Here is a 23,494-nt window from a genome sequence, read left to right as displayed (position 1 = left end):
ACGTTCGCTTAACAGAGGTTGGGTTGGAGCGGCGAAGCCGAAAGGCTACAAGACGCGTTCGAACACGGCTCGGTGTTTGACGCGGCCGAAGCGGGAGCGGATCTCCACGTTGCCGCAGAACTGATAGCCGTACGACAGCAGCAGCTCGCGCATGGGGACGTTGTCCTCGTAGATGTCGCAGCAGATGCTGACCTTCCCGTCGCCCTTGGCGATGCGCTCGGCGGTTCCCAGGATGTAACCGCCCACGCCGCGTCTTCGCGCATCGGACGCCACGGTCACCCAATGCAGCGCCGAGTAGGCGGGGTTGTCGGGCGAGGAGGGCTCCGTGGCCCACTTCGCACCCGTCATGTGCGCATAGGCGGGATCGCCTTGAGGATTGAGCGCGAACATGCCGATGATGCGGCCTTCGTCGGCCGAGGAGCCATCCGTCCTCGAACCGCTCGAGGACGCAACCACGACATAGGTCTTCCCCGCGTCGATAGAACGCATGAGACGGCGCGCGGACGGGTACTTCTTGAGACCCTCCCTTATGCCGAGCGAGGCCATGGCGCGATGACCGTCCTCCAGCAACGCCTTCGCGCGTTCGAAGTCGTCGCGCGTGGCACGGCGCGCCTTGTAGTAGCCCAGCTCGGTGGCGCGCCCTTGGAACGGCGGAAGGTCGTATGCCGCCCCGTCGTACGAGGCCGCGCCGCCGGAGCCCTCTTCGCGCTCGGTGACGAGGAACACCATGCCGATGATCATGGCGCAACCGACGACGTCGACGACGCCCACCGGCGTGCCCAGCCACACCGCCGAGATGACCGTGGCCGACACCGGCTCGACGCAGCCGACGAGACCCGCGCGCACAGGGCCGGCGTCGGTGATGCCCTGGAGGTAGAACAGGTAGGCGGCGAACGTGCCCACGATGATCATGGCGAACATGACCCCGGCAAGCTCGGGCGAAACCTCGACGGGGATGGTCCAGGGCTGCACGACGACGGTGGCCACCGCGCCGCCGATGAGCATGGCGAGGCCCGTCACGATGAAGCTGCCCCACTTCTCCAGCACCTTGCCGGGAAGCAGCGTGTAGAACGCCAACGCGAACGCCGAGATGATGCCCCAGAACAGGCCTTCCGCAGGAATGGCCAACGAACCGAGGTTGCCCTTCGTGGCGATGAGGACGGTGCCGCCGATGGCGAGCACGAGGCCGGCGGCCTCGCGGATGCGCGGCAGGCGCCGCATGCGCAGGCACACGTACACCATGATGACGATGAGGCCGAGGCGCTCCAGCACGGTGCCGGTGCCCGCGTTCGTGTAGGAGATAGCCGACAGGTAGCTCACCTGGGTCAGAAGCACGCCCAGCAAGGCGAACGCCGCGATGCGCCCGAGCGAGCGCACGTCGCGCAGAGCGGCCAGCAGGTTGCGCGGCTCCCGCACGCCGCACACCACGAGGAAGATGACCGCGGCCAGCAGCAGGCGCACGCAGGTGATCCAGGAAACGGGAACGCCGAAACCGCTGGTCATGAGCTGGGCGCACGTGCCCGAGAAGCCCCAGCAGATGCCGCCGAGAGCCGCGAAGACGATGCCGCGGACCACGTGGTTGCCCGATGCGGCGGTACCGCCGCCCTGCCCGGAGCCCGATGCGACCGTCTGACCCACGTTTCCTCCTCTCATCGATCCTGCGCCTCGCGCGGCAGCAAGCCTCTCGGCCGGCGCCACGTTGCATCAGCGCATTGTCGCATGTATGGGCAGCGCGGTAAAGATGTTTTGCAAGAGTTTTGCCCCAGTTTTGGACAGGCGAGCAAAACACCATGTCAAGGGGTGAATACCCCCTCCGTCAACGCAACATTCTCTCGTAGCCCACGCGATGTTTCACACGCCCGAACACGTCTTTGATCGTGATGGTTCCGCAGCGTTCGTATCCGTGCTTCTCAAGCAGGTTCTGCATGGGCCCGTTCAGCTCGTAGACGTCGGCGCGAATGCTGGACCGGCCGCCCGCACGGGCGATCTGGTCGGCCTTGTCGAGGATGAACATGCCGACGCCGCGGCGGCGAGCCGGATAGTCGACGGCCACCCAATGCAGCTCCGCATAGGGCTGCGGTTCGGCCGACGTGTCGGTGAGCCAAGCGCCGTCGATGGGGCGCTCGTAGTTCTTGTCAGGCGAGAAGGACACGGCGAACATCGCGATCATGCGGCCGTGGGCATCCTCGATGACGTGCGTCGTGCCGTTCTTGATGCTGTGCATGAGACGACGCGCCGATGGGTACTTCTTGCTCCGACCCTCGTCTATGCCGAGCTCCGCGAACGTCTGATGCCCGACGTCGAGCAGCGCCGTGGCACGCTCGAAATCATCGCGCGTGGCCGGACGGCTGGTGTAGTAGCCCAGCACCGAAGCGCGGCCTGCGAACAGCGGCGGGTCGTCGTAGGCGTCGGCGAGCGCGCCCTCGCCCTCGGCGGCCTGCTCCGTTTTCGGCTCTCGCTCGGTGACGAGGAAGATCATGATCACGATGAGCGCGCATCCTGCGAGGTCCCAGCCGCTCACCGGCGTATGGAGCCACGCGAGCGCGAGGATCATGGCCGAAACGGGCTCGACGCAGCACAGAAGGCTCGCCTTGACGGGGCCTGCGTCGTTCACGCCCTGCAGATACAGCATGTAGGCTCCCAAGGTGCCCACGATCACGATGGCAACCAGCGCCGCGATGCCGCCGAGCGGCAGGTTCACAGGCATGGTCCACGGCTGCACCACCACCGAGGCGGCCGATCCGCCGAACAGCATGGCAAGGCCCGTCACCAGCATGGAGCCCCACTTCTTCAGCACGCGCACGGGCATGAGGGTGTAGAACGTCAAAGCCACGGCCGACACGAGGCCCCAGGCCAATCCCTCGGCGGGGATGGCCAGCTGGTCGATCTCGCCTTGCGTGGCGATGATCAGCATGCCGCCCAGCGCGAACACGAGGCCTGCCGCCTCGCGAGCACGCGGCAGGCGCTTGGCGCGAACGCACACGTACAGCATGATGAGCACGAGCCCCACCTGCTCGATGGTAGTGCCCACGCCGGCACTCGTGTACGAGATGGCGTTCAAGTAGCTGAGCTGGGTCAACAGCACGCCGAATATGGCGAACGCCGCGATCTGCGCGAGCGAGCGCCAGTCTCGGAACACCGCTACGAGATCGCGCCAGTTGCGCACCGCGGTAAGGAACAGGAAGAACACGGCGGCGATGACCATGCGCACGCAGGTGATCCACGTGGCGGGAGCGCCGTAGTCGTTCATGAGCAGCTGGGCGCACGTGCCCGAGAAGCCCCAGCAGATGCCGCCCGCAAGCGCGCATACGATGCCGCGCACAACATGACGGTTCCCCGCCACCGTTTCCGCCACTTGAATCGAACCCTCTTCCCGCATGCTCTCTCCGCCGTCTGCAAAGCGGGCATTGTCGCACGTCCCGCCGACGCGGTAAAGGGGGTTTCGAGAGATCGCCGCAAAACACCAGCAAGCGGTCGAAAAGATCCCTCGGCCTGCGTTCCCTACAGCCGGCCGTCCTCCAGCATCTTCTTCACGAAGGCGCCGGTGTAGCTGCCCTCCACCTGGGCGACCTCCTCGGGCGTGCCCTGGGCCACCACGGTGCCGCCGCGCTCGCCGCCCTCGGGGCCGAGGTCGACGATGCGGTCGGCGCACTTGATGACGTCGAGGTTGTGCTCGATGACCAGCACGGTGTTGCCCGCGTCCACCAGGCGCTGCAACACGATGAGCAGCTGGCGCACGTCCTCGAAGTGCAGGCCGGTGGTGGGCTCGTCCAGGATGTAGAACGTCTTGCCGGTCTGGCGGCGCTGCAGCTCGCTGGCAAGCTTCACGCGCTGCGCCTCGCCGCCGGACAGCGTGGTGGCCGGCTGCCCCAGGCGGATGTAGCCCAGGCCCACGTCGAACAGCGTCTGCAGCTTGCGCTTGATGCCGGGTATGTTCTCGAAGAACGCCAGCGCGTCCTCCACGGTCATGTCCAGCACCTCGGCGATGTTCTTGCCGCGGTAAGTCACCTGCAGCGTCTCGCGGTTGTAGCGGTCGCCGCCGCACACCTCGCACGGCACGTAGATGTCGGGCAGGAAGTGCATCTCGATCTTGATCTGGCCGTCGCCCTTGCACGCCTCGCAGCGTCCGCCGTTCACGTTGAACGAGAAGCGGCCCGGCGAGTAGCCGCGGGCCTTCGACTCCTGCGTGGAGGCGAACAGCGCGCGGATGTCGTCCCAAAGGCCTATGTAGGTGGCCGGGTTGGAACGCGGCGTGCGCCCGATGGGGCTCTGGTCGATGTTGATGACCTTGTCGATCTTGTCCAGCCCGGTGATCTTCTTGTAGGCGCCCGTGCGGCGGTGCGCATGGTTCACGCGGTTCGCGAGCGCCGGCGCCAGCGTGTCGGTGACCAGCGAGCTCTTGCCCGAGCCGGACACGCCCGTGACCACGGTGAGCGTGCCGAAGGGAACCTCGAGCGTGACGTTGTGCAGGTTGTTCTCGGTGGCGCCCGTCAGCTTGAGCGACCCGCGGCGCGGCTTGCGGCGCTTCTCGGGCACCTCGATGCGGCGCCGGCCCGACAGGTAGTCGGCCGTGAGCGAGCCTTCGGCCTTCATGATCTCGTCCGGCGTGCCGATGGCCACGATCTCGCCGCCGTGCTCGCCCGCGCCCGGGCCCATGTCCACCACGAAGTCGGCGCTGCGGATGGTGTCCTCGTCGTGCTCCACCACGATGACGGTGTTCCCTAAGTCGCGCAGGCGCTCGAGCGTGGCGATGAGCCGCTCGTTGTCGCGCTGGTGCAGGCCGATGGAAGGCTCGTCCAGGATGTAGAGCACGCCCATGAGGCCCGCGCCGATCTGCGTGGCCAGGCGGATGCGCTGCGCCTCGCCGCCGGAGAGCGTCGCCGTGGCGCGCTCCAGCGTGAGGTAGTCCAGACCCACGTCCACGAGGAACTTGAGGCGCGCCTTGATCTCCTTCACGATGGGCCCGGCGATATGCTCCTCCGACCCGTGGAACGCGAGGCCGTCGAAGAATTCGAGCGAGTCCGCCGCGCTCATCTCGGTGATGTCGTGGATGGAGCGTTCGTTCACCGTGACGGCGAGGATCTCGGGCTTCAGGCGCTTGCCGCCGCAGGTCGGGCACGGAACGATGGCGAAGTAGCTGGCCAGCTTCTCGCGCTGAGCGTCGGACTGAGCCTCCTGGTAGCGGCGCTGCACTGCGGCCAGCGCTCCCTCCCACTCGATGTACCAGTACGTCTCGCGACCGTCCACCGTGACGTAGTCGACGCGCACCTTGTCCTTGCCCAGGCCGTGCAGAAGCCCGTCCTGCGCCTTCTTAGGCATATCCTCCCACGGGGTGTCGGCGTCGGTGCCGAGGTGCGCGGCCACGGCGCGCAGCACCTGCGGGTAGTAGTTGCCGGTCTTGAACGGCGCGATGGCGCCCTCGTTCAGCGACAGCGACGGGTCGGGCGCCACCAGCGACGCGTCCACCTCCTCGCGGCTGCCGATGCCGAGGCAGTCGGGGCAGGCGCCATAGGGTGCGTTGAACGAGAAGTCGCGCGGCTGCAGCTCGTCCATGGAGTGTCCGTGCTCGGGGCATGCCAGCGCGAGCGAGAAGATGTGCTCCCCCGCGCCCAGGCCGCCCGTCGCGCCGGACGAGCGCCCGCCGCCCTCGCCGAGCGGCTTGCCGTCGTCGCCCAGCACCTGCACGAGCACGCGCCCGTCGGCCAACTTCGTGGCCAGCTCCACCGCCTCGGCGATGCGGCTCGTCGCGCTCGCTTTAAGCTGCACGCGGTCCACCACCACGTCGATGAAGTGCTTGATCTTCTTGTTGAGCGTGCGCGGCTCGCCGTCCAGCTTCACGATCTCGCCATCGATGCGCACGCGGCTGAAGCCCTCCTTCTGCAGGTCGGCGAACAGCTTCGTGAACTCGCCCTTGCGGCCCGCCACCACGGGAGCCATGATGATGGCCTTCGCATCGGGCGCGAGGGCGAGGATCTCGTCGGTCACCTGGTCGGTGGTCTGCTTCTTGATGACGCGGCCGCACTCGGGGCAGTGCGGCACGCCCACGCGCGCGAACAGGAGGCGCAGGTAGTCGTAGATCTCGGTGGTGGTGCCCACCGTCGAGCGCGGGTTCTTCGACGTGGTCTTCTGGTCGATGGACACCGCCGGCGACAGGCCGTCGATGCTGTCGAGGTCGGGCTTCGACATCTGGCCCAGGAACATGCGCGCGTAGCTGGACAGGCTCTCCACGTAGCGGCGCTGGCCCTCGGCGTACATCGTGTCGAACGCCAGCGACGACTTGCCGCTGCCCGACAGGCCCGTGATGACCACCAGCTCGTCGCGCGGGATGGAGAGGTCGATGTCCTTGAGGTTGTGCTCGCGGGCACCCTTGATGACGATGGCGTTCTGTCCCATGTGGCTTATCGCTCTTTCTATCGTTCGCAGCCCGGCGCGGCGCCGGAGTCGAATATGGCTACCGGAGAACTATCATTTCCGTGCAATCGCTCATTTTAGCGCAGTCCGACCGCGGAATAGGCAAAAACATCCGTTCGTCTGATTCGTTCAAATTCTGAGCACAAACTGTTCGATTCGGCATGGTTCGAGGTCGATCCGCATTCCCCGACTCAAGGGAAAAACGCGCGTGCGCGTTCGGTTGGATTCTGGTATCCTCGCGATCGAGACCAGGAGGAGTCACATGACCCAACAGGACAGCCCCAAGATCGCTCGGCGCCGCGACCGCGAAAAGCGCACCATATCCCAAATGGTGGCGTTGTACTGCGCCGACAATCACGACGCGGCCGCGCGAACGGAAACCGCCCACTGCGGCGAGGCCGTGTGCCCCGGCTGCGCGAGCATCGACGCCTATGCCGTGCTGCGCACCGAGCGCTGCCGCAAGATGGACGTGAAGACCTCGTGCGACGAATGCGAGCACCACTGTTACAAGCCCGAGGAACGCGAACGCATCCGCGCCGTCATGCGCTACGCCGGCCCGCGCATGCTGAAAAAGCATCCTTTGGCCGCCATCCGCCATCTGCTGGGAAAGTAGAGGCGCCTTCGACCCGCATGCCGAGACCCTACTCCGCTTTGTCCCCGTAGGCGGCATAGTAGGCCGACGTTGCGGTATCGCAGCAGTTCATTACCGTCCCCACGAGATTAGCGCCCGCCGCGCGCAACTGTTCGGCTGCCTTCTGGACGCTTGCGCGCTCGACGAAGCCTTCGCGCACCACAAGCAGCGTCGCATCGGATACCTGGGCGACGACGGCGGCGTCCACGAACGCGCCCACCGGCGGAGTGTCGATGACCACGTGGTCGTAACGAGCGGCCAGGCATCCGAGCAAGCGCCTGAATCGTTGGGAATCGAGAATGTCGACGGGGCTGGTCACGCCTGCTTCGGCATCGAGGAAATGCATGCGCGGCTGACGAGTGGCCACGATAGCCCGCCCCGGTTCCTCATCCCCCATCACGACGGCGCAGAGCCCGACGGGAGCGCGCACCCCCAACCTGTCCGCCAGCGAGCGCCGCCGCAGGTCGCATTCCACGAGCAGCGTGCGCTTCCCCGCCACGGCCATCACGCGAGCCAGCTCAACGGCCACCGTCGTTTTGCCCTCGTTCGGCACCGAGCTCGTCACCACGATCGTGCGCATCGGCTTGTCGAAGCTCATGAACCCCAAGTTCGCGTACAGCGTGCTCATCGCGTTGCGCTGCAGCGGGCGCGGAAGCTCGGCGTTCAGAACCCTCGTCTTCTTCTTGAACATCTTCATCATCGATTCTCCGGTTCGCGCAGGAGGAAGCCCGGCTCGACCGCCCAGGGTCGCTTACGCACCGTCAAACTTCCTCCCACATCCTCAACACGGCTTCATATATGAAGCCGTGTTGAGGATTATACCGAATAATCTGAACGAATGGATGCTGATAGGAAAAGAGTGCTTTTAGGGAGCGCGATTCGCGAGCGAAGGGAGGCGCAGAGCCTGTCTCAGCAGAAGCTCGCCCTCATGATCGGCAGCAGCAAATCGCACATCTGGCGCATCGAGTCGGGACGCGTGAGCGTGGGTCTCGACGACCTCGGCCGTATCGCCGACGCCCTCGACGTGCAGGTCCGCGACCTCTTCTCGTTCTAACCGCGCATCGTTCGAGGCGCGGCACCCCCCCCCGAAACACGTTGTCGCCCGAAAGCCGCTGTTTTCACGCTGAAAACGCGGCTTTCGGGCGACAACGAGCATGCGGAGGCGGCCCCGACGCAAGCCGACGGGGCCGCCAACCGGCTCCTCTTCCTAGCCCAACAGCTTCTTGCCAAGCGAAGCGCGGATGATGCTGCGGCTGGCGAAGTGCGTGACCAGGAGATACGCCCCGTACACGATGCCTGTCAGCACGCCGGTCATCAGCGCGGGCTCGAGTACCGAAACGCCCAGCTGCGCGAGCACCGCATCGCTGATGACGCCGACGGCGCATACGGTATGGCACACGGCCAAAGCGAGAGGAACGAGGAAGTACACGAGCACCTGCGCGCGCAGCGACCGGAAGATCATACGGCGGTCGCAGCCGATCTCGGCGAGCACCCGGTAGCGCGCCAACGAGTCGCTGGTCTCGGACAGCTGCTGGATGGCCAGAATGGCAGCCGTGGCGATAAGGAACACGAAGCCGATGTACAGTGCCAGGTACGAGATCATCATGTTCATGCCGCTCGACTGGACGACCACCTCCTCGGCTGTGAACGAGAGCGTCACCGGCCAGGGCTTCGGGCCGAACTTCCACCCCGAAGCCGCCACCTCGGCGCTGGGAGGAGAAGCCTCGCCCAGCATCTGCGCGAGCAGCTTGTCGCCTTCGGTTCGGCTCGTCTTGTACATGAGGTTGAGCACGGACTGCTCGGGCACAACGCCCTGGGCGCGCAGGTCGGCGATCACCGAGTCGGGGACGATCGCCTCGGCGCCGCTCGAAGCGAACGCGGCGTCCTCCAACGGCTGGCGCCGCAGCTCGCCCGTCGACGTCAGCGTGCGACCGGCCGCTTGGATGGTCTCGCCTTTGCCTGCGAGCGCCTCGGCAAGGCCCTGCATGCCGTCGAGCGTGTTGTTCACGGCGTAGCCGTCCTCGCCCACGTCCACCGTGGGCCGACCCGTCAGCTCGGCAAGCGCATTGAACTGCGAGACCCCGACCAGCGAGATGCCCTGCCTGTGCATCGCCTCGTTCTGCTTATCGTTGCCCGTGTCCTTGCCGTAGCGATCCATGATCGCGCCATAGCTCTCATCGGCGTCCACGTACACGTCGACCTGCACCGAGCGATCCACCAGCGCGTCCCACGTCGGCGAAGCGTCCGCCAGCTTCGCGGCGATATCCCAATCGTACGCCTCGGCGTCCGCAGCGATGGCGGCGGCCTTCTCGTCGGCGACTCGCTGATACTCCCGATCCTCCTCGCTCATGCTCGCGAGCGCCTCTTCGTCGTGGATGCCGCCCGCGTTGAGGTACACGTTCGCCGTGAGCGTGGCGTCGTACAGCGTGCCCTCCTCGACGTTGCCGCTGAACGCGCGCGCCAGGCCCATGCCCGTGGAGAACACCGTGAGCGAAAAGAACAGCATGATGCATACCACCGACAGCGACACGAACGCCGTGTTCACCTTGCTGGCGATCTGGCGCGTCGTGAACATGGCAAGGCCCTTGAAGTAGATGCCGCGCGTGCGCTCGATCGCCGCAAGCGCGAAGCCCGCGAGCGACCAGAAGAACAAAAACGTGCCCGCCACCATGAGCGCCGTGGCCCGCCAGAACCCTTCGTCGAACTGCATGAGGCCGTTGTCGACGAGCGTAACGTACGACCACGCGATCACGGCGACGGCCGCGAGGAAGCCGACGAGGCTGATCCAGGGGTTGCGCACGCGGAAGCGCGCGTTCTTCGAGCGGGCCGACAAGAGGTCGATGAGCTTGTAGCGCCGGATGGACAGCGTGTTGAACAGCCCCGTCACGGCGAAGATGAGCACGAAGCACCCCAGCGTCAGCAGGAAGGCGTTGGTCGAGAACACGAATCGGTACTGTTCCATCTGGATGTTGAACAGCCCCGCCGTGACGAACGACAGCCCTTGCGACAACGCGAAGCCCAAGGCCAGGCCCACGCCCAGCGAAACGAGGCCCACCGCCACCGTCTCCAGAAGCACGATGACCGACACGCTGGACGGGTTCATGCCCAGCATGAGGTAGGTGCCGAACTCCTGCTTGCGTCGGCGGATGAGGAACCCGTTCGCGTACAGCACGAGAAAGCCCAGCACGCAGGCGATGACCACGCTGAACATCCCCAACATCTGACCGGTCATCTCGAACACGCTGGCCGTGGCGGTATCCTCGAGGTCGAACAGGATGGACTGGCCGGTCACCGAGTTGAACGCGTAGAACACCGCCACGCCGAACACGAGCGTGACGAAGTAGATAGCGTAGTCGCGTACCGAGCGCCGAACGTTGCGGAAAGCGAGTTTAGCCAGCATCGCGCACGTCACCGCCCAGGAACGTCACCACTTCCATGATGCGGTTGAAGAAGTCGCCGCGGCTCGTGGCGCCGCGGCGGATCTCGTTGAACACCGCGCCGTCCTTGATGAACAGGATACGGCTGGCGAACGAGGCCGCGAACGAGTCGTGCGTGACCATCATGATGGTGGCATGCAGATCGGCGTTCATCATGGACAGGGTCTCCAGCATCACCGTGGCGCTGCGCGAATCGAGCGCGCCCGTGGGCTCGTCGGCCAGCACGAGCTTCGGATCGGCGACCATGGCCCGCGCCGCGGCGATGCGCTGCTTCTGGCCTCCGGACATCTGGTAGGGGTACTTGCCAAGCACCTCGTCCACGCCCAACGTGCGGGCGATAGCCTGCACGCGAGGCTTGATGGAGGCGGTGGACTCGCCCTTCACCGTCAGCGCCAGCGCGATGTTCTCGAAGCCGGTGAGCGTGTCCAGCAGGTTGGAATCCTGGAAGATGAAGCCCAGGTCGTCGCGACGGAACTTCGCCAACGCGCGGGAGCGCAGGCCCGTGATGTCGCGCCCGTCGACGAGGATGTGCCCGCTCGTCACGGTGTCGATGGTGGCGACGCAGTTCAGCAGCGTCGTCTTGCCGGAGCCCGACGGCCCCATGATGCCCACGAACTCGCCGGGGGCCACGTCGAAGCTGATGTCGTTGATGGCCCGGGTGACGGAATCGCGGTTGCCGTACACCTTCTCGATCTGGCGCACCGACAGGATGGGACGGGCGCCGAGAGACGGAGCCGAGCCTCCGGGGCGCGCCGCCGTCTGGGTTTGCGGAGTCGCGTAGACTTCGGTCATGATCGTATCCTTCCTCGCTTGCAGGTCTTCGACCATGCTACGGCGCGGCGCGCCCGGGCGCCATCGAATCGGGTGACGCGTACCTTACGAAAATGCAAGGCAGCGCGGCCTGAACCCGCAGGCCGTCATCCTGATCGGAGGCCGCAGGCCGGAGTCGAAGGATCCCGCGCGGTGCCAGCTGCGGCGGTTCCCGCTATCGCTGCACGAAAGGCAGAGGAAGCGCATGCCGTTCACGACAGCAGGTCGAGCTTGCGGCGATCGTGCGGGAACGCCAGCAGCACGCGCGTGCCCTCCCCCTCTTCCGAGGCCAGCGCCACGGCGAGACCCATCTTCGCGCACAGCTCGGCCACGAGGTACAGCCCCATGCCCGTGGACGAGCCCGCACGCCTGCCGTTCTCGCCGGTGAAGGCGCGCTCGAACACGCGAGGCACGTCGCCGGCCGGCACGCCCCAGCCGTCGTCGGCCACCTCGAGCACCGTGCGCGCGTCGCTGGTCCCTGCTCCCTCCTCCCGCACCGAGAAGCGCAGCGTGCTCGCGCCGTATTTCCCCGCATTCGCCACGAGCTGGCCGATGACGAAAGCGAGCCACTTCACGTCGGCGAACACGCGAACGTCTTCGTCCACGTCCACCGTCGGCGCCACGCCGCGCTCGATGAGGAAGCGCGCATGCTTCCGCAGCGCCTCCCGCACGGCCTCGGCGAGGCTCGTCTCGCGGATGGCATAGTCCTGGACGAGCGAGGTGGAGCGCGCATAGTACAACGCCTGCTCCACGTAGCCCTCGATACGGTCGAGCTCGCCCTTGATCCGTGCGGCCTGGGGACCGTGCAAGCCTGAGGCCATGAGCGCCGCCGCGGCGATAGGCGTCTTGATCTCGTGGATCCACAGCTCTATGTAATCGCGGTAGGCTTCGGCTTGCTGCTTGTGCGCGGCCACGTCGTCGGCGGCGGCCTTCCCCGTCGCCTGCAGGGCCTCGTAAGCCAGGCGTCCTTCCAGGAAGTCGGGAGGTTCTATGAGCGCCGTTGCGTAATAGGTGCGGTCGAGGTCTCCCACCACCTGTTCGAGATCGCGGTAAAACGCGCGACGACGCGCGTAGTCCACCGTCAGGGCGAAGGCCGCGCATGCCAGCACGATGCATGCCGCCAGCACCGAGGCGTCCGGACCGGCACCGAGCACGGCGACCACGGAGCCGATCGCGATCGCGCACACGATGGCGACGGCGACGGAAAGGGCACGATCCCTGAGAAAGGCTGCTGGGCTCATCGCGCACGGCACCCCCGGAGTCGTCGGGGCGCGCGCATCACACCACGTATCCCTGCCCGCGGCGCGTGACGAGGAAGTCGTCGGGCACGCCGATACTCGCCAGGCTCTTGCGCAAACGGTTGATGTTGACGGTCAGCGTATTGTCGTCGATGAACGCATCGGACTGCCACAGCTCCACCATCAGCTCCTGGCGCGAGATGATGGTGTCGTGATTCGCCATGAGCATGTGGAGGATCTTCAGCTCGTTGCGCGTCAGGTCGACGGAACGTCCGCCGTGCTCCACCCGCCCGCGCGCCACGTCCAGCACCACGCCTCGATGCTCGATACGCGTCGGCGGCTCGGTACGCTGCGTACGGCGCAGAACCGATTGGATGCGCGCAAGAAGCACGGCTGGGTTGTAAGGCTTCGTGACGTAGTCATCGGCGCCGAGGTTCATGCTCAGAACCTCGTCGAACTCGCTGTCGGACGACGTGAGCATGATGACGGGCACTTGACTCGAGCGCCTGAGATCGCGGCAGACCGTATGGCCGCCCGTGCCGGGAAGCTTGAGGTCGAGGATCACGCAGTCGGGCGCAGCCGCCAAAACATCGTCCACGATGCGGTCGAAGGCGGTGCCGGTCAGCGCGGTATGACCCTGCAGTTCGAGCAGGCGCATAAGCTCCTCGCGCAACGACGCGTCGTCTTCCACGACGAATATCCGTGCCATTCGCCCTCCTCACACCGTCCGCATAAGACGGCTCCCTCGACTTCGATACCTCCCCATGGTACGCAGCGAAGCGCTTCCGTCGGCGAGGCGTAACCGTTTCGTTGCCGCCCCGAAGCTATTCCTTATGATGTTTGGTGTACGTGCCGGGCATCGCCGGACACGCAGGCTTCGAGCTTTTGAAGTAACGCAGTATGAAGCTGACGCCCGCAACCGCCAACGCAGCGCCCAACCCCGTATAGAAGAACGCGATGAACCACTCGGGCACGACGCCCGATGCGCGCAAGGCGATACCGCCGCCCATCATGATGGCCATCATGATGTAGCCCTTTTTATCGAAGAACTTGAACAGGTGGGTTTTGTCTTCCTCGTAGCCCCTGATCCTGCTCGCATGCTTGCCAACCATCTTGGTGAACACGAAGATATGGAACAGCACGAATATGAGGAGGGTCCCCCCTATCAAGACCCAGAACAGCCACCCGGTCTCGTCCAGGAAAGCCGAAAGACCGATGTTCACGATGTTCGCGCCGGCAATGAGCCACACGATGCCGGCGACGAGCAGAAGTTTGTCGGTCGAAACCTTCAGCAGCTGCATGCCATGCTCCTTCGATGCGCCTTGTATCCGAACGCCCGCGACGCGGAGGCCGCGCGCGGGCATCTGAACATTATAGGCTCGAACTCGACGGGGGCAAGGGCGCGCCGACGTTCTCCATAGCGCGATATCGGCCTGCGGCGCGGCGTCGACGCGCTACTTGACGCCCTGGGGAACGCGAGCATCGTCGGCATTCGTTCCCGCGCCTGCAACGTCGAGGATCTCGATGGTCGTGGGCTTGAAGTCGGTGCCCGATCCCGTGCCGCGCATGACGATGACGTCGTCGGCGGAAAGGGTGCGGCCCTCGAGTTCGGCGCCCGATTCATCGACGATGGAAACGTCTCCCTCGTCGAAGGTTATCTCGTCCTGACCCGCGTTGAAAGCCTGCGAGCCGCTGCCGTCGTTCGCATTGGCGAGGGTGCCTACCACAACCGTGGCCGTAGAACCGTTCATAGCCATGACCTGACCGTATTGCACGGTCTCGCCGATGGAGCCCTCGGCCTCGTTGCGCGATTGCTCGTCGGCGTTCAGCTCTTGCTGGGCCTGCGGGTTGTCCTCGGCGTCGTTGGCCGCGCAGCCGCTCAAAAACGGTACGAAAGCGAGCACGACGGCCATCGCGCCGGCGAACGCCCGCATCTTCTTCTTGCTCATGGAAACCTCCTTATGGTCGGTGCGCAACGCGCACATCGCGAACATGCACGACGAATGCACCCGATTGTGGAGGAACAGGCGGGAAGGCTGCGCGGCGCGCGGCGACCGTCAGGAAGCGGTCACAGCTCCGCAACCGGCCGGGAACCGGAAAAGCGCGCACCAGGGGACGGAAAGCGTGTCAAAGGGACGGGTGGTTCGACACGGTGCTCTATCCTCGGGGGTGGGTGCGGGCGTGCACCTGCTTGAGGCGGCCGGGGGAAAGATGGGTGTAGATCTGCGTGGTGGACAGGCTGGCATGTCCCAGCATCTCCTGGACGCTGCGCAGGTCGGCGCCCCCGTCCAGCAGATCGGTGGCGAAGGTATGGCGCATATCGTGCGGCGAGAGCGACTCGTCCAGACCTGCCTGGCGCAGCGCGTCCTTGAACATCTTGCGGATGGCGTCGGTGCCCATGCGGTTGCCGCGCGTGGACACGAAGAAGTAGTCGCAGGTGCGGTCGCGCAGGATCAGCGGGCGGGCCCACGTGGCATAGGCGCGCATGGACGACACGGCCATGTCGTGCAACGGCACGATGCGCTCCTTCGACCCCTTGCCGAACACCTTCACCTGCCCGCTTCCGAAATCCACGTTGGCCGCAAGCAGACCGGACGCCTCGGACACGCGGGCGCCGCATGCGTACAGGAATTCCAGCAGAGCGAGGTTCCGCGCATCCACGGACGACTGCTCGCGCTCGCGCCCGGCCGCGTCGCGCTTGCCGTACACCGTCAGCAGCTTCACCATGTCCGACGCCCGGATGACGTGCGGCAGGCTCTTCGGCTGTTTGGGCCCCTGCAGAATGCTCGCGGGGTCCTCGTCGGCGATGCCGGTGACGTTGAGCCAGCGGAAGAAGCTGCGCAGCGCCGACAGGCGGCGGTTCACCGTGGTGCGCGAGTACTGTGCGCGGTCGAGCTCGCCCAGGTAACGGCGCAACTGGCGATGCGTGGCAGCGAGGATGTCGATGCGCTCGCGGCACGCCCAACGCGCGAAGTCCATAAGATCGATGCGGTAGGCGCGCAACGTGTGCACCGAGGCGTTGCGCTCCACGCGCATGGCGTGGCAAAACGCGTCGATCAGCTCGACGATGCGCGGATCGCAGTCGAGAGGGTCGACGCGCAGGGACGACGAGGCACCGTCTGCAGTCATGAGGATGCCTCCGGCCAGCCGCCCGCGTCGGGCGCGAGGCCGCGCGCGGCCAGCTCGGCCTTGTATGCCGCGAGCGCCTCGGCGCCGCGCTCGGCGTAGGCGGCGTAGCGGTCGCGCTTGTTGCGGATGCGCTGCTCGAACGGGGGCAGGATGCCGAAGTTCACGTGCATGGGTTGGTAGTCCTTGACGGCGGGATCGGTGGCGTAAGCCAGAAGCGCGCCGAACGCCGTCTCGCGCGGGAGCGCGGGCGCCTGCGCGCCGCGAAGCTCAGCGGCCACGGCGAAGGCGACGTGGAGCCCCGAGCGGATAGCCTCGCAGTACCCTTCGGTGCCCGCGATCTGACCGGCAAGGTGCACCGGAACCCCGAGGCGCTCCGCCTCAGGCGAGCGCAAGCGCAGGCTTTCGTCCAGCAGGCGCGGCGCGTCCACGAACGTGTTGCGGTGCATCACGCCGTAGCGCGCGAACTCGGCGTTCTCGAGCCCGGGGATGAGGCGGAACACGCGGCGCTGCTCAGGGAAGGTGAGGTTCGTCTGGAACCCCACGAGGTTGTAGCTGGAACCGTGCGCGTCCTCGGCACGCAGCTGCAGCGCGGCCCATGGGCGATGCCCCGTGCGCGGGTCGGTGAGCCCCACCGGCTTGAGCGTGCCGAAGCGAGGCGCGTCGTGTCCCTTGCGGGCGATCTCCTCGATCGGCTGGCACGCCTGGAACAAGTCGCGCGTCTCGAAGTCGCGGCGGATCACGCGCTCGGCGCCCACGAGCTCGTCGACAAAGGCGTCGTACTCCTCGCGCGAGAACGGCGCGTTCAGGTAGTCGCCCGCATCGGCGGCGGCGTCCTCGTAGCGGCTCTGGCGGAACAGCTTCGCGTAGTCGAGCGAATCGGCCATGACGATAGGGGCGGCGGCGTCGTAGAAGGCCAGGTGCTCTTCGCCGGCGAGCCGGGAAAGCGACGCGGCCAGCGCGTCGGACGCGAGCGGCCCTGCGGCCACCACGAGCGCATCGGCGCCCTCGGCGGCTTGAACGAGGTCGACGACCTCCTCGTGCACGAGATCGATGAGCGGATGCGCCTCCACGAGCGCGGTCACCGCCTCGGCGAACGCCGTCCGGTCGACGGCCAGCGCACCGCCTGCGGGCACGGCATGCAGCTTGGCCTGGGCGTACAGCTGCGATCCCAGCTCGGCCAACTCGCGCTTCAGCATGCCGGCCGCGCTGTCGGGCTTCTCGCTTTTCAGGGAGTTCGAGCACACGAGTTCGGCGCAGCATCCCGTGACATGAACGAGCGTGGGCGTCTTCGGGCGCATTTCGACCAAACGGACCCGCACGCCACGATCGGCGAGCTGCAAGGCCGCCTCGCTCCCAGCGAGCCCGGCCCCTACTATGGTTACTGATTGAGACATGCCGACTAGGATAGCAAAACACAGGCTCCAGCGCATCCGGAAACCCTCGAAACTACGCGCGTTTCTTACCGAACGCGCTCGCTCATCGCGAACAGGGCCTCCGGATACACTTCCTGGCCGTCCGGCCATCCAAGCGCCATCCCGCCGTCGATGATCCGAACGAGCTTCAAATACTCGTCGTCCCGCAGCCGTTCATACGCGCCTCCGCGTTTGAGGAACGACGAGACGTCGAGCCGGCGAAGCTCGCCCGTTTCAAACTCCAGCAGCAGAAGGCAGCCTCCTTCGGCAACGACCTCAACCAGATCGGGTTGGCTTTTGTTCATCACCATCCCGCGCTCTTCATCGAGCACCGGATACCACATGCTACCACCGCCTATCGCAAAGGATCGATCCGAAATGCGGCAAGCCCCTCGCTCATGAGCTTCCAATCGGCCTCCAGCTCCTCTTGATGAAGCACGATCCATGCTCGGAGCAACGCGAGCTTTCGAGGAGGGAAACGGCCGTCGAAAACCCTGCCTTCGAAATCGATAGAGCATTCGAATTCCGCGAACCAAGCATGGATATGAGGCGTATGGTGCCTGCCGTCCGCCTCATTATACATAATGATCACGATGCCGTAGAACATGGATAACGTCGTCATCGCGCTCCTCCTCTCTCATCTCACCGCCGGACCCCAGCGGCCGTCGGGGTGGCGGGCGACGGTGCCGGCGAGCTCGGCTTCGACGAGGCGCTCCATGAGCCAGGATCGCGCATCCTCCCCGCCGCACGATGAGGCGGCGATCGCGTAGAGCTGCTCCATGCTCAGCGGCTCGGCGCGCAGCGCGTCCGCCACCGGGTTCGACGGCTCGTCCGCACGCGGCGCACCGGTGCGCTCGACGGAAGGGACGGTCTCCTGCTTCAGGCATCCGAACAGCGAGAACAGCGCATCCTCGAACGTCTCGTCATCGATGACGGGCGTCGCGCCCTGGTAGATGAGGCGGTTCGCGCCGCGCGAGGACACGGCCGTTATGGCGCCGGGCACCACAAGCACGTCGCGGTTCGCCGCCAGCGCCTCGTCGGCCGTGGAGAAGGTTCCCGACGGCAGTCCCGCCTCCACGATGAGCGTGGCGCGGGCGAGCCCGGCGATGAGGCGGTTGCGCAGGCGGAAACGGTACGGCTTGGGGTCCTCGTCCCACGCGTGCTCGGAGACCACCGCTCCGCCCTCGTCGACGATGCGCTGGAACAGCCCCTCGTGCTCGGCGGGGTACAGCCGGTCGCACCCGCCGCCCAGAAACGCCACCGTGCGCCCGCCCTCCTCCAGCGCGGCCGCATGCGCCGCCGCGTCGCAGCCGCGCGCCCCGCCCGACACCACTACGATGCCGCGCCGGGCGGCCAAGGCCGCGAAGCGCTTGGCGCACCCGCGCCCGTACGGCGTGGCCCTGCGCGCGCCCACGATGGCGATGCCCTCCTGGAGCGCGAAAGGATCGCCTACCACGTACAGCCGATCCGGCGGCTGCGCCACGCTTTCCAGCGCAGAAGGGAAGCCTTCTCCGCCGCGCGCGAGCACCGTGCGCTCGCCAGCGAGCGCGCTCACGATTCCCCCTCGCGCAGGCGGAAGCCGATGGCCTCGCACAGATGGCTGCGCTCCACGCGGGCGCTCTCCTCCATGTCGGCTATCGTGCGCGCGAGCGCGAGCGTGCGCATGATGGCGCGGCCGCTCAGGCGCCCCGCCTTCGCCGCGCCCTCGAGGAAGCCCTCGTCCTGCGTCGTCAGCGCGCAGGCCCGAACAAGCGCCTCCGACGTGAGCGCCTTGTCGTCCTCCCCGTTTCGCGCGCGCCGCCACGACGCGAACTCCCGCGCGCGCAGCACATCGCGGCGCAGCTCCTCGGAGCTCGTGCCGTGCCCGGTGGCCAGCACCTCGCCGGGCGGGATCCTGCGCACCGCGATATGCACGTCGATGCGGTCCATGATGGGTCCGCCGATGCGGTTGCGGTAGAGCTGCATCTGCCGGTGCGTGCACGTGCACGGCTCCTCCTCGTCGCCGTAGTAGCCACAGGGGCACGGGTTGGTGGCCGCCACCAGCATGAACCGCGCCGGGAAGTCGACGTTGCCGTCGGCGCGCGTGAGGGTGACCCGCCCCGACTCCAGCGGCTGGCGGATGCCCTGAAGAACAGACGGGCTGAACTCGGCGAGCTCGTCGAGGAACAGCACGCCGTTGTTCGCGAGCGATATCTCGCCGGGACGCAAGGGTGAGCCGCCGCCGACCAGCCCCGCCAACGTGGCCGAGTGGTGCGGGCTGCGAAACGGCCGCACCCCGCCCAGGATCGGTTCCACCTCCTCGCCGGCGACCGAGTGCACCACCGCCGTCTCGATGGCCTCGGCCTCCGACAGCGGCGGCAGGATGGACGGCAGCCTCGACGCGAGCATGGTCTTGCCCGAACCGGGCGGTCCCGTCATCAGCACGCCGTGGCCGCCCGCCGCCGCGATCTGCAAGGCGCGCTTCGCCATGTCGTGGCCGGCGATGTCCCGGAAGTCAAGCGCGGGCGCACTGCTCGGCTTCGCCGCGTCGGCCACGGCCGGGAACGGGCCCGTCCTGAACCCCGCCAGCGACTTCGCCGCACGGCGCACCAACCCGTCGAGCGCGACGAAACCCTGGTCGACCGGCGCGCATACGAGGTCGACGCCCAACCGTTGCGCGCACAGCGCGTAAGCCAGCAGCCCGGCCACCGGGCGCACCGCCCCCTCGAGCGACAGCTCGCCCACGAACAGCTGGCCGCGCACCGCACGCGGGTCTAACTGCCCCGAAGCGCACAGGATGCCCGCCGCGATGGGCAGGTCGAACCCCGACCCCGTCTTGCGCAAGACGCCCGGTGCCAGGTTCACCACCACCTTGCTGGCCGGCAGCGAGAAGCCGCACGAGCGCAGCGCCGCCTTCACCCGCTCGCGCGATTCCTGCACGGAGGCGTCGGCCAAGCCGACGATGGAGAAGCCGGGAATCCCGTTCGCCATGACCACCTCGACGTCGACCGGAACGGCTTCCACGCCGCGCAGCGTCGCGGACCGCACGACGCACTGCCCCCGCACGCTCATCGGCCCGAGAACGCGTTGATGTGGTGGCGGATCATCGCGCGGTCGGGCGAGATCGCCACGATGGACACGATGTCGAAGCGCACCGGCACGTCCACCACGTCGAAGCCTTGCAGGAACAGCGCCGCGATGCGCTCGTAGCGGTCGCGCTTGGCCTCGTCCACCGCTTCCGCCGGCATGCCGCAGTCGCAGCTCGACCTGGTCTTCACCTCCACGAACACGACGCTGTCGCCGTCGCGCGCGATGATGTCGGCCTCACCCGCCGCGCACGTCCAGTTGCGCTCGACGATCTCGTAGCCGCGCCGGTCGAGAAAGCGAGCGGCGGCGTCCTCGCCTCTACGCCCCAGCTCCGCGTTGCGCTCCCCCGCCGTCTTCTCGCGATCCTGCGCCCGTTCGCCCCGTTTCGCACGCCGCTTGGCCCCCGAGCCTACTCCTCGCCGCTCGCCCGCGCCGGCCTTCTTTCCGCACGTCGCCTGCTCGCCGTCCTGCCATTCGATCGTTGCCGCCGTATCCTGATACATGACACCACGCCCCTTTCGTCTGTGGTTCCATGATAAGGATGCCGTCTTACGCGGCGATGGCACGTATCCAGCGAAACGCACCGCGAAACCTTCCCGGAAAGACACGCCGTTTCCATGCGGATGACACGCGCCTTGCCTCCGTTTCCAACGCGGATCGAACGTATCGTCCATGCGCTTTCGACGCAGATTCCGCACCGAATAGAAGCCGCAGATGGAAAAGCCGTCCAGCTTGCACCCGAAGGCGCGCCGAACGGCTCGCAAGCGTGGAAAACGCAGCGGTGGAAACGTGTGGAAGGACGCGGAGGCGCTAGAACAGGGCAGGTTGCGTGAAGGCCGTGCAGAACGTCGCGCGATGGATGGGCGTGAGACCGTAGCGCTTGATGGCCTCGATATGGGCCGCGCTCGCGTAGCCCTTGCAGGCGTCGAAGCCGTATTCGGGGTACTCCTCGGCGTAGCGGCACATGAGCGCATCGCGCTCTACCTTCGCCACGATGGAGGCGGCGGCGATCGAGGCGCACTTCCCGTCGCCCTTCACCACGTTCACCTCGCGCTCGTCGAGGCGCATCGGGTTGCCGTCGAGCAACACCACGTCGGGGCGCACGCCCGCTTCCTCGATGCGTCTGATCGCGCGTCGGAACGCCAGCGCGAGCGAGGCCGTCATACCGCAAGCGTCGATGTCGGACGCCTCCACGTACTCGACCGTCCAAGCCACGGCCACGGCCTTCACCTGCACGGCGATGCGCTCGCGCGCCTCGGGCTTCACCTGCTTGGAGTCGTTGAGGCCCTCAATGAACGGCTCGGAGGGCAGCACCACCGCGCCCACGGCCAAAGGCCCGGCGAGCGGCCCGCGCCCCACCTCGTCGAGCCCTACGATCACGCCGTCGCCGCGCTCTGCGGCCAGCGCGCGCTCGAACGCGTACAGCGACGCCAGACGCTGCCGTTCCGCCGCCTCGGCCGCCAGACGCGCCCGAGCCCGCTCCACGGCGTCGCGCACGCCCTTGCGCGCGTCGGCCACGAGCGAGCGCTCGAGCACCGCGAACTCGCGCTCGTCGGCTTCGTGCAGGCGTTGCTTGATATCGGCGACGGTCGGTCCCATGAATCCCCCTCGACATGCTCTTCTTCGACCGACCATGATACCAGAAAGGCGCTGCGCGGCCTCGCCCGTCCCTGCAAAAAAGAACCCCCGCCGTCCGGAAGGACGGCGGGGGTTCCTGCAAATCTGAAGCGTATAGAAGGCCTAGCGGTACGCCTTCTCCTTGATCTTCGCGGCCTTGCCCACCTTCTTGCGCAGGTAGTACAGCTTGGCGCGGCGCACATCGCCCTGACGCACGACCTCGATGCGCTCGATCTTCGGGGAGTGCACGGGGAAGGTGCGCTCCACGCCGATGGAGAAGCTGATCTTGCGAACGGTGAACGTCTCGCGATTCGAAGCGCCCTGGCGACGGATGACATCGCCCTGGAACACCTGGATACGCTCGCGGTTGCCCTCGGTGATGCGGTAGTGAACCTTCACGTTGTCGCCGACGTTGAACTCGGGGACGTCCTGCTTGATCTGCTGCTGTTCGATGGCGCGAATGATATCCATGACCCGTTCCTTCTTATATATTCAATGAAACCTAATTGCATGTCGTCTAGTAAAGACACGATTGGATAGTATACCGTCAACGGAACGGTACTGCAAGGAAAAACCTGGGCACATGCGCAAAAACTTGGGCTCTCCACGCATAATGCCGAATTCCGCCGCGCTTCCGGCCCGGTCTTCCGATGCGCACGGCCTCTACAGGAGCATGAGCAGCGCGTACGCGGCCACACCCGAGACGGCGCACCACAGAAGCGATTTCGTCTTCCAGGCGACGAGCGCCACCGCAAGCGCGGCGACCAGGGGCGCGGCTGCCGGCCACAGGCCTGCGTCGAACATGCCGGGCGTCAAAAGGTCGTTCGCGACGAGCGCGGCGAACGCGGCCGGCGGAATGAAGCCGAGCGCCTGCCCGACCCCTTCCGGCAGTTCCTTGCCCTTGAGAACGAACAGCGGCACCACGCGGCAGACCAGCATGGTGATTGCGCAGCACCCCAGCACGATGAAGTAATCGCCCCAGCCCATCGGTTCCATCAGCCGCGCTCCTTCGCCCACGTGAACAGCAGCGCCGCCATCACGCCCACGAGCGCGCCCACGAGTATGGCGGGGCCCGAAAGCCCGATGGTCTTGCATGTGTACACGCCCAGGATGGCGAACGCCGCAGCCACCACGTTGGCCGGCGTCACCTTCTGCGTGACGAGCAGGCAGATGAAGATGGACGTCATGGCGAAGGAGGCTATGGCCAGCGGGATGCCCACGGCGTTGCCCACGAGCACGCCGGCCACGTTCGACAGCGCCCACGAGCTTTGCGAGAAAAGGTTCACGAGCGTGGCGCGGCCAACCGACCAGCCGCCCTCCTCGAACTTCGCCGTGTTCACACCGTAGCTTTCGTCGGTCACCGTAGCCGCGAACAGAAACGCGAGGCGTTTCTTCACACGCTCGCAGCGCGGCGCGAACGAGGCCGAGTACAGCATCTGGCGTGTGTTCACCAGCGACACGCTGGCGATGATGGACGCGAGCGGCGAGCCGGCCAGCCACATGTTCGGGATCATGAACTGGCCCGCGCCCGAGTAGAACACGGCCGACAGCAGGAACACCTGCAGCTCGTTCATGCCGATGGAAGCGCTCAGGATGCCGCAGGGTATGCCGATGGCGACGTAGCCCAGCATGATGGGCAGCGCCGCCGAAAACGATTGCCTGATGTGATCCCCGGAAAGCATAGTTAGACGATTATACAATTCTTGTGCACCCGCGCAACGAAGAAATGTCCTTAGGCCGAGG

General features: G+C 66.5%; 23 protein-coding genes. 2 read left to right on the top strand and 21 right to left on the bottom strand.

What is annotated here, in order from left to right; translation table 11 throughout:
• Nucleotides 1–45 precede the first annotated feature (45 nt).
• The 3 genes from ELEN_RS07120 to uvrA form a co-directional block, all read right to left on the bottom strand.
• Nucleotides 46–1,638 carry a GNAT family N-acetyltransferase gene (locus ELEN_RS07120; protein WP_015760551.1) on the bottom strand — a complete coding sequence of 531 codons (1,593 nt, stop codon included), beginning with the start codon at nt 1,636–1,638 and terminating at the stop codon, nt 46–48.
• Nucleotides 1,639–1,816: 178 nt separating this feature from the next.
• Nucleotides 1,817–3,379, bottom strand: coding sequence for a GNAT family N-acetyltransferase (locus tag ELEN_RS07115; RefSeq protein ID WP_009609136.1), 1,563 nt, complete (start codon nt 3,377–3,379; stop codon nt 1,817–1,819).
• A 122-nt stretch (nt 3,380–3,501) separates the two neighbouring features.
• Nucleotides 3,502–6,393 carry an excinuclease ABC subunit UvrA gene (gene uvrA, locus ELEN_RS07110; RefSeq protein WP_015760550.1) on the bottom strand — a complete coding sequence of 964 codons (2,892 nt, stop codon included), beginning with the start codon at nt 6,391–6,393 and terminating at the stop codon, nt 3,502–3,504.
• A gap of 280 nt (nt 6,394–6,673) precedes the next feature.
• Here uvrA and ELEN_RS07105 point away from each other — a divergent pair, with 280 nt between their 5' ends.
• Entirely contained in the window at nt 6,674–7,024 is a 351-nt protein-coding gene (locus ELEN_RS07105) for a nitrous oxide-stimulated promoter family protein (RefSeq protein ID WP_009304434.1), read from the top strand.
• Nucleotides 7,025–7,052: 28 nt separating this feature from the next.
• Here the strand turns inward: ELEN_RS07105 and ELEN_RS07100 are convergent, their stop codons facing one another.
• Nucleotides 7,053–7,742, bottom strand: coding sequence for a CpsD/CapB family tyrosine-protein kinase (locus ELEN_RS07100; protein WP_009304435.1), 690 nt, complete (start codon nt 7,740–7,742; stop codon nt 7,053–7,055).
• A gap of 159 nt (nt 7,743–7,901) precedes the next feature.
• Between ELEN_RS07100 and ELEN_RS07095 the strand changes: the two genes are divergently transcribed.
• Complete coding sequence (locus ELEN_RS07095; RefSeq protein WP_009609120.1) at nt 7,902–8,096, top strand: helix-turn-helix domain-containing protein; 195 nt, start codon at nt 7,902–7,904, stop codon at nt 8,094–8,096.
• A gap of 153 nt (nt 8,097–8,249) precedes the next feature.
• On the opposite strand, the gene ELEN_RS07090 is transcribed toward ELEN_RS07095, so the two are convergent.
• From ELEN_RS07090 to ELEN_RS07010, 17 genes are all read right to left on the bottom strand, one after another.
• On the bottom strand, nt 8,250–10,442 hold the full coding sequence (locus ELEN_RS07090) for an FtsX-like permease family protein (protein WP_009304439.1): 2,193 nt from the start codon (nt 10,440–10,442) through the stop codon (nt 8,250–8,252).
• The gene (locus ELEN_RS07085; protein ID WP_009609147.1) at nt 10,432–11,271 is read right to left on the bottom strand and encodes an ABC transporter ATP-binding protein; all 840 of its coding nucleotides are present in this window, start codon (nt 11,269–11,271) and stop codon (nt 10,432–10,434) included. Before ELEN_RS07085 ends, ELEN_RS07090 begins: the two co-directional genes overlap by 11 nt.
• 230 nt (nt 11,272–11,501) lie before the next feature.
• Nucleotides 11,502–12,530 (bottom strand): sensor histidine kinase, encoded by a 1,029-nt coding sequence (locus ELEN_RS07080; RefSeq protein ID WP_015760549.1) that lies wholly within the window; start codon nt 12,528–12,530, stop codon nt 11,502–11,504.
• A gap of 37 nt (nt 12,531–12,567) precedes the next feature.
• Nucleotides 12,568–13,236, bottom strand: a complete 669-nt coding sequence (locus ELEN_RS07075) for a response regulator transcription factor (RefSeq protein ID WP_009304445.1) — start codon at nt 13,234–13,236, stop codon at nt 12,568–12,570.
• A gap of 115 nt (nt 13,237–13,351) precedes the next feature.
• On the bottom strand, nt 13,352–13,828 hold the full coding sequence (locus tag ELEN_RS07070; protein ID WP_009304447.1) for a hypothetical protein: 477 nt from the start codon (nt 13,826–13,828) through the stop codon (nt 13,352–13,354).
• 153 nt (nt 13,829–13,981) lie between these two features.
• Nucleotides 13,982–14,476, bottom strand: a complete 495-nt coding sequence (locus ELEN_RS07065; protein ID WP_009609141.1) for a hypothetical protein — start codon at nt 14,474–14,476, stop codon at nt 13,982–13,984.
• Nucleotides 14,477–14,684: 208 nt separating this feature from the next.
• Nucleotides 14,685–15,656: a tyrosine recombinase XerC gene (locus tag ELEN_RS07060; protein WP_009304452.1), complete on the bottom strand. Its 972-nt coding sequence runs from the start codon at nt 15,654–15,656 to the stop codon at nt 14,685–14,687.
• A complete protein-coding gene (trmFO, locus tag ELEN_RS07055; protein WP_015760548.1) occupies nt 15,653–17,086 on the bottom strand; it encodes a methylenetetrahydrofolate--tRNA-(uracil(54)-C(5))-methyltransferase (FADH(2)-oxidizing) TrmFO in 1,434 nt (477 codons plus the stop codon). The genes ELEN_RS07060 and trmFO overlap by 4 nt, the downstream gene beginning before the upstream one ends.
• A 29-nt stretch (nt 17,087–17,115) precedes the next feature.
• Nucleotides 17,116–17,412 carry a DUF2442 domain-containing protein gene (locus ELEN_RS07050; protein WP_009609143.1) on the bottom strand — a complete coding sequence of 99 codons (297 nt, stop codon included), beginning with the start codon at nt 17,410–17,412 and terminating at the stop codon, nt 17,116–17,118.
• Between the two features lie 11 nt (nt 17,413–17,423).
• Entirely contained in the window at nt 17,424–17,690 is a 267-nt protein-coding gene (locus tag ELEN_RS07045) for a DUF4160 domain-containing protein (protein WP_009609117.1), read from the bottom strand.
• 15 nt (nt 17,691–17,705) lie between these two features.
• On the bottom strand, nt 17,706–18,623 hold the full coding sequence (dprA, locus tag ELEN_RS07040; protein ID WP_009609121.1) for a DNA-processing protein DprA: 918 nt from the start codon (nt 18,621–18,623) through the stop codon (nt 17,706–17,708).
• Nucleotides 18,620–20,119, bottom strand: a complete 1,500-nt coding sequence (locus ELEN_RS07035) for a YifB family Mg chelatase-like AAA ATPase (RefSeq protein WP_015760547.1) — start codon at nt 20,117–20,119, stop codon at nt 18,620–18,622. The genes dprA and ELEN_RS07035 overlap by 4 nt, the downstream gene beginning before the upstream one ends.
• Nucleotides 20,116–20,637 (bottom strand): YraN family protein, encoded by a 522-nt coding sequence (locus ELEN_RS07030; RefSeq protein ID WP_015760546.1) that lies wholly within the window; start codon nt 20,635–20,637, stop codon nt 20,116–20,118. Before ELEN_RS07030 ends, ELEN_RS07035 begins: the two co-directional genes overlap by 4 nt.
• Before the next feature lie 307 nt (nt 20,638–20,944).
• A complete protein-coding gene (locus tag ELEN_RS07025; RefSeq protein ID WP_015760545.1) occupies nt 20,945–21,733 on the bottom strand; it encodes a ribonuclease HII in 789 nt (262 codons plus the stop codon).
• A gap of 141 nt (nt 21,734–21,874) precedes the next feature.
• The gene (gene rplS / locus ELEN_RS07020; RefSeq protein ID WP_009304464.1) at nt 21,875–22,222 is read right to left on the bottom strand and encodes a 50S ribosomal protein L19; all 348 of its coding nucleotides are present in this window, start codon (nt 22,220–22,222) and stop codon (nt 21,875–21,877) included.
• Nucleotides 22,223–22,414: 192 nt separating this feature from the next.
• Complete coding sequence (locus ELEN_RS07015; protein WP_009304465.1) at nt 22,415–22,747, bottom strand: AzlD domain-containing protein; 333 nt, start codon at nt 22,745–22,747, stop codon at nt 22,415–22,417.
• A complete protein-coding gene (locus tag ELEN_RS07010) occupies nt 22,747–23,433 on the bottom strand; it encodes an AzlC family ABC transporter permease (RefSeq protein WP_009304466.1) in 687 nt (228 codons plus the stop codon). The genes ELEN_RS07015 and ELEN_RS07010 overlap by 1 nt, the downstream gene beginning before the upstream one ends.
• Between the last annotated feature and the right edge of the window lie 61 nt (nt 23,434–23,494).

The organism is Eggerthella lenta DSM 2243, assembly GCF_000024265.1.
GTDB lineage: Bacteria > Actinomycetota > Coriobacteriia > Coriobacteriales > Eggerthellaceae > Eggerthella > Eggerthella lenta.
Note: the sequence above shows the minus strand (reverse complement) of the source record. Positions and strands in the feature narration are given on the sequence as shown.

Coding starts and splice junctions, on each gene's coding strand:
- ELEN_RS07010 (WP_009304466.1), bottom strand. CDS start 23,433: ATGCTTTCCGGGGATCACATCAGGCAATCGTTTTCGGCGGCGCTGCCC.
- ELEN_RS07100 (WP_009304435.1), bottom strand. CDS start 7,742: ATGATGAAGATGTTCAAGAAGAAGACGAGGGTTCTGAACGCCGAGCTT.
- trmFO (WP_015760548.1), bottom strand. CDS start 17,086: ATGCGCTGGAGCCTGTGTTTTGCTATCCTAGTCGGCATGTCTCAATCA.
- ELEN_RS07035 (WP_015760547.1), bottom strand. CDS start 20,119: ATGAGCGTGCGGGGGCAGTGCGTCGTGCGGTCCGCGACGCTGCGCGGC.
- ELEN_RS07065 (WP_009609141.1), bottom strand. CDS start 14,476: ATGAGCAAGAAGAAGATGCGGGCGTTCGCCGGCGCGATGGCCGTCGTG.
- ELEN_RS07015 (WP_009304465.1), bottom strand. CDS start 22,747: ATGGAACCGATGGGCTGGGGCGATTACTTCATCGTGCTGGGGTGCTGC.
- uvrA (WP_015760550.1), bottom strand. CDS start 6,393: ATGGGACAGAACGCCATCGTCATCAAGGGTGCCCGCGAGCACAACCTC.
- rplS (WP_009304464.1), bottom strand. CDS start 22,222: ATGGATATCATTCGCGCCATCGAACAGCAGCAGATCAAGCAGGACGTC.
- ELEN_RS07025 (WP_015760545.1), bottom strand. CDS start 21,733: ATGGGACCGACCGTCGCCGATATCAAGCAACGCCTGCACGAAGCCGAC.
- ELEN_RS07030 (WP_015760546.1), bottom strand. CDS start 20,637: ATGTATCAGGATACGGCGGCAACGATCGAATGGCAGGACGGCGAGCAG.
- ELEN_RS07075 (WP_009304445.1), bottom strand. CDS start 13,236: ATGGCACGGATATTCGTCGTGGAAGACGACGCGTCGTTGCGCGAGGAG.
- ELEN_RS07050 (WP_009609143.1), bottom strand. CDS start 17,412: ATGTGGTATCCGGTGCTCGATGAAGAGCGCGGGATGGTGATGAACAAA.
- ELEN_RS07070 (WP_009304447.1), bottom strand. CDS start 13,828: ATGCAGCTGCTGAAGGTTTCGACCGACAAACTTCTGCTCGTCGCCGGC.
- ELEN_RS07115 (WP_009609136.1), bottom strand. CDS start 3,379: ATGCGGGAAGAGGGTTCGATTCAAGTGGCGGAAACGGTGGCGGGGAAC.
- ELEN_RS07085 (WP_009609147.1), bottom strand. CDS start 11,271: ATGACCGAAGTCTACGCGACTCCGCAAACCCAGACGGCGGCGCGCCCC.
- ELEN_RS07060 (WP_009304452.1), bottom strand. CDS start 15,656: ATGACTGCAGACGGTGCCTCGTCGTCCCTGCGCGTCGACCCTCTCGAC.
- ELEN_RS07090 (WP_009304439.1), bottom strand. CDS start 10,442: ATGCTGGCTAAACTCGCTTTCCGCAACGTTCGGCGCTCGGTACGCGAC.
- ELEN_RS07045 (WP_009609117.1), bottom strand. CDS start 17,690: ATGACGACGTTATCCATGTTCTACGGCATCGTGATCATTATGTATAAT.
- ELEN_RS07105 (WP_009304434.1), top strand. CDS start 6,674: ATGACCCAACAGGACAGCCCCAAGATCGCTCGGCGCCGCGACCGCGAA.
- ELEN_RS07080 (WP_015760549.1), bottom strand. CDS start 12,530: ATGAGCCCAGCAGCCTTTCTCAGGGATCGTGCCCTTTCCGTCGCCGTC.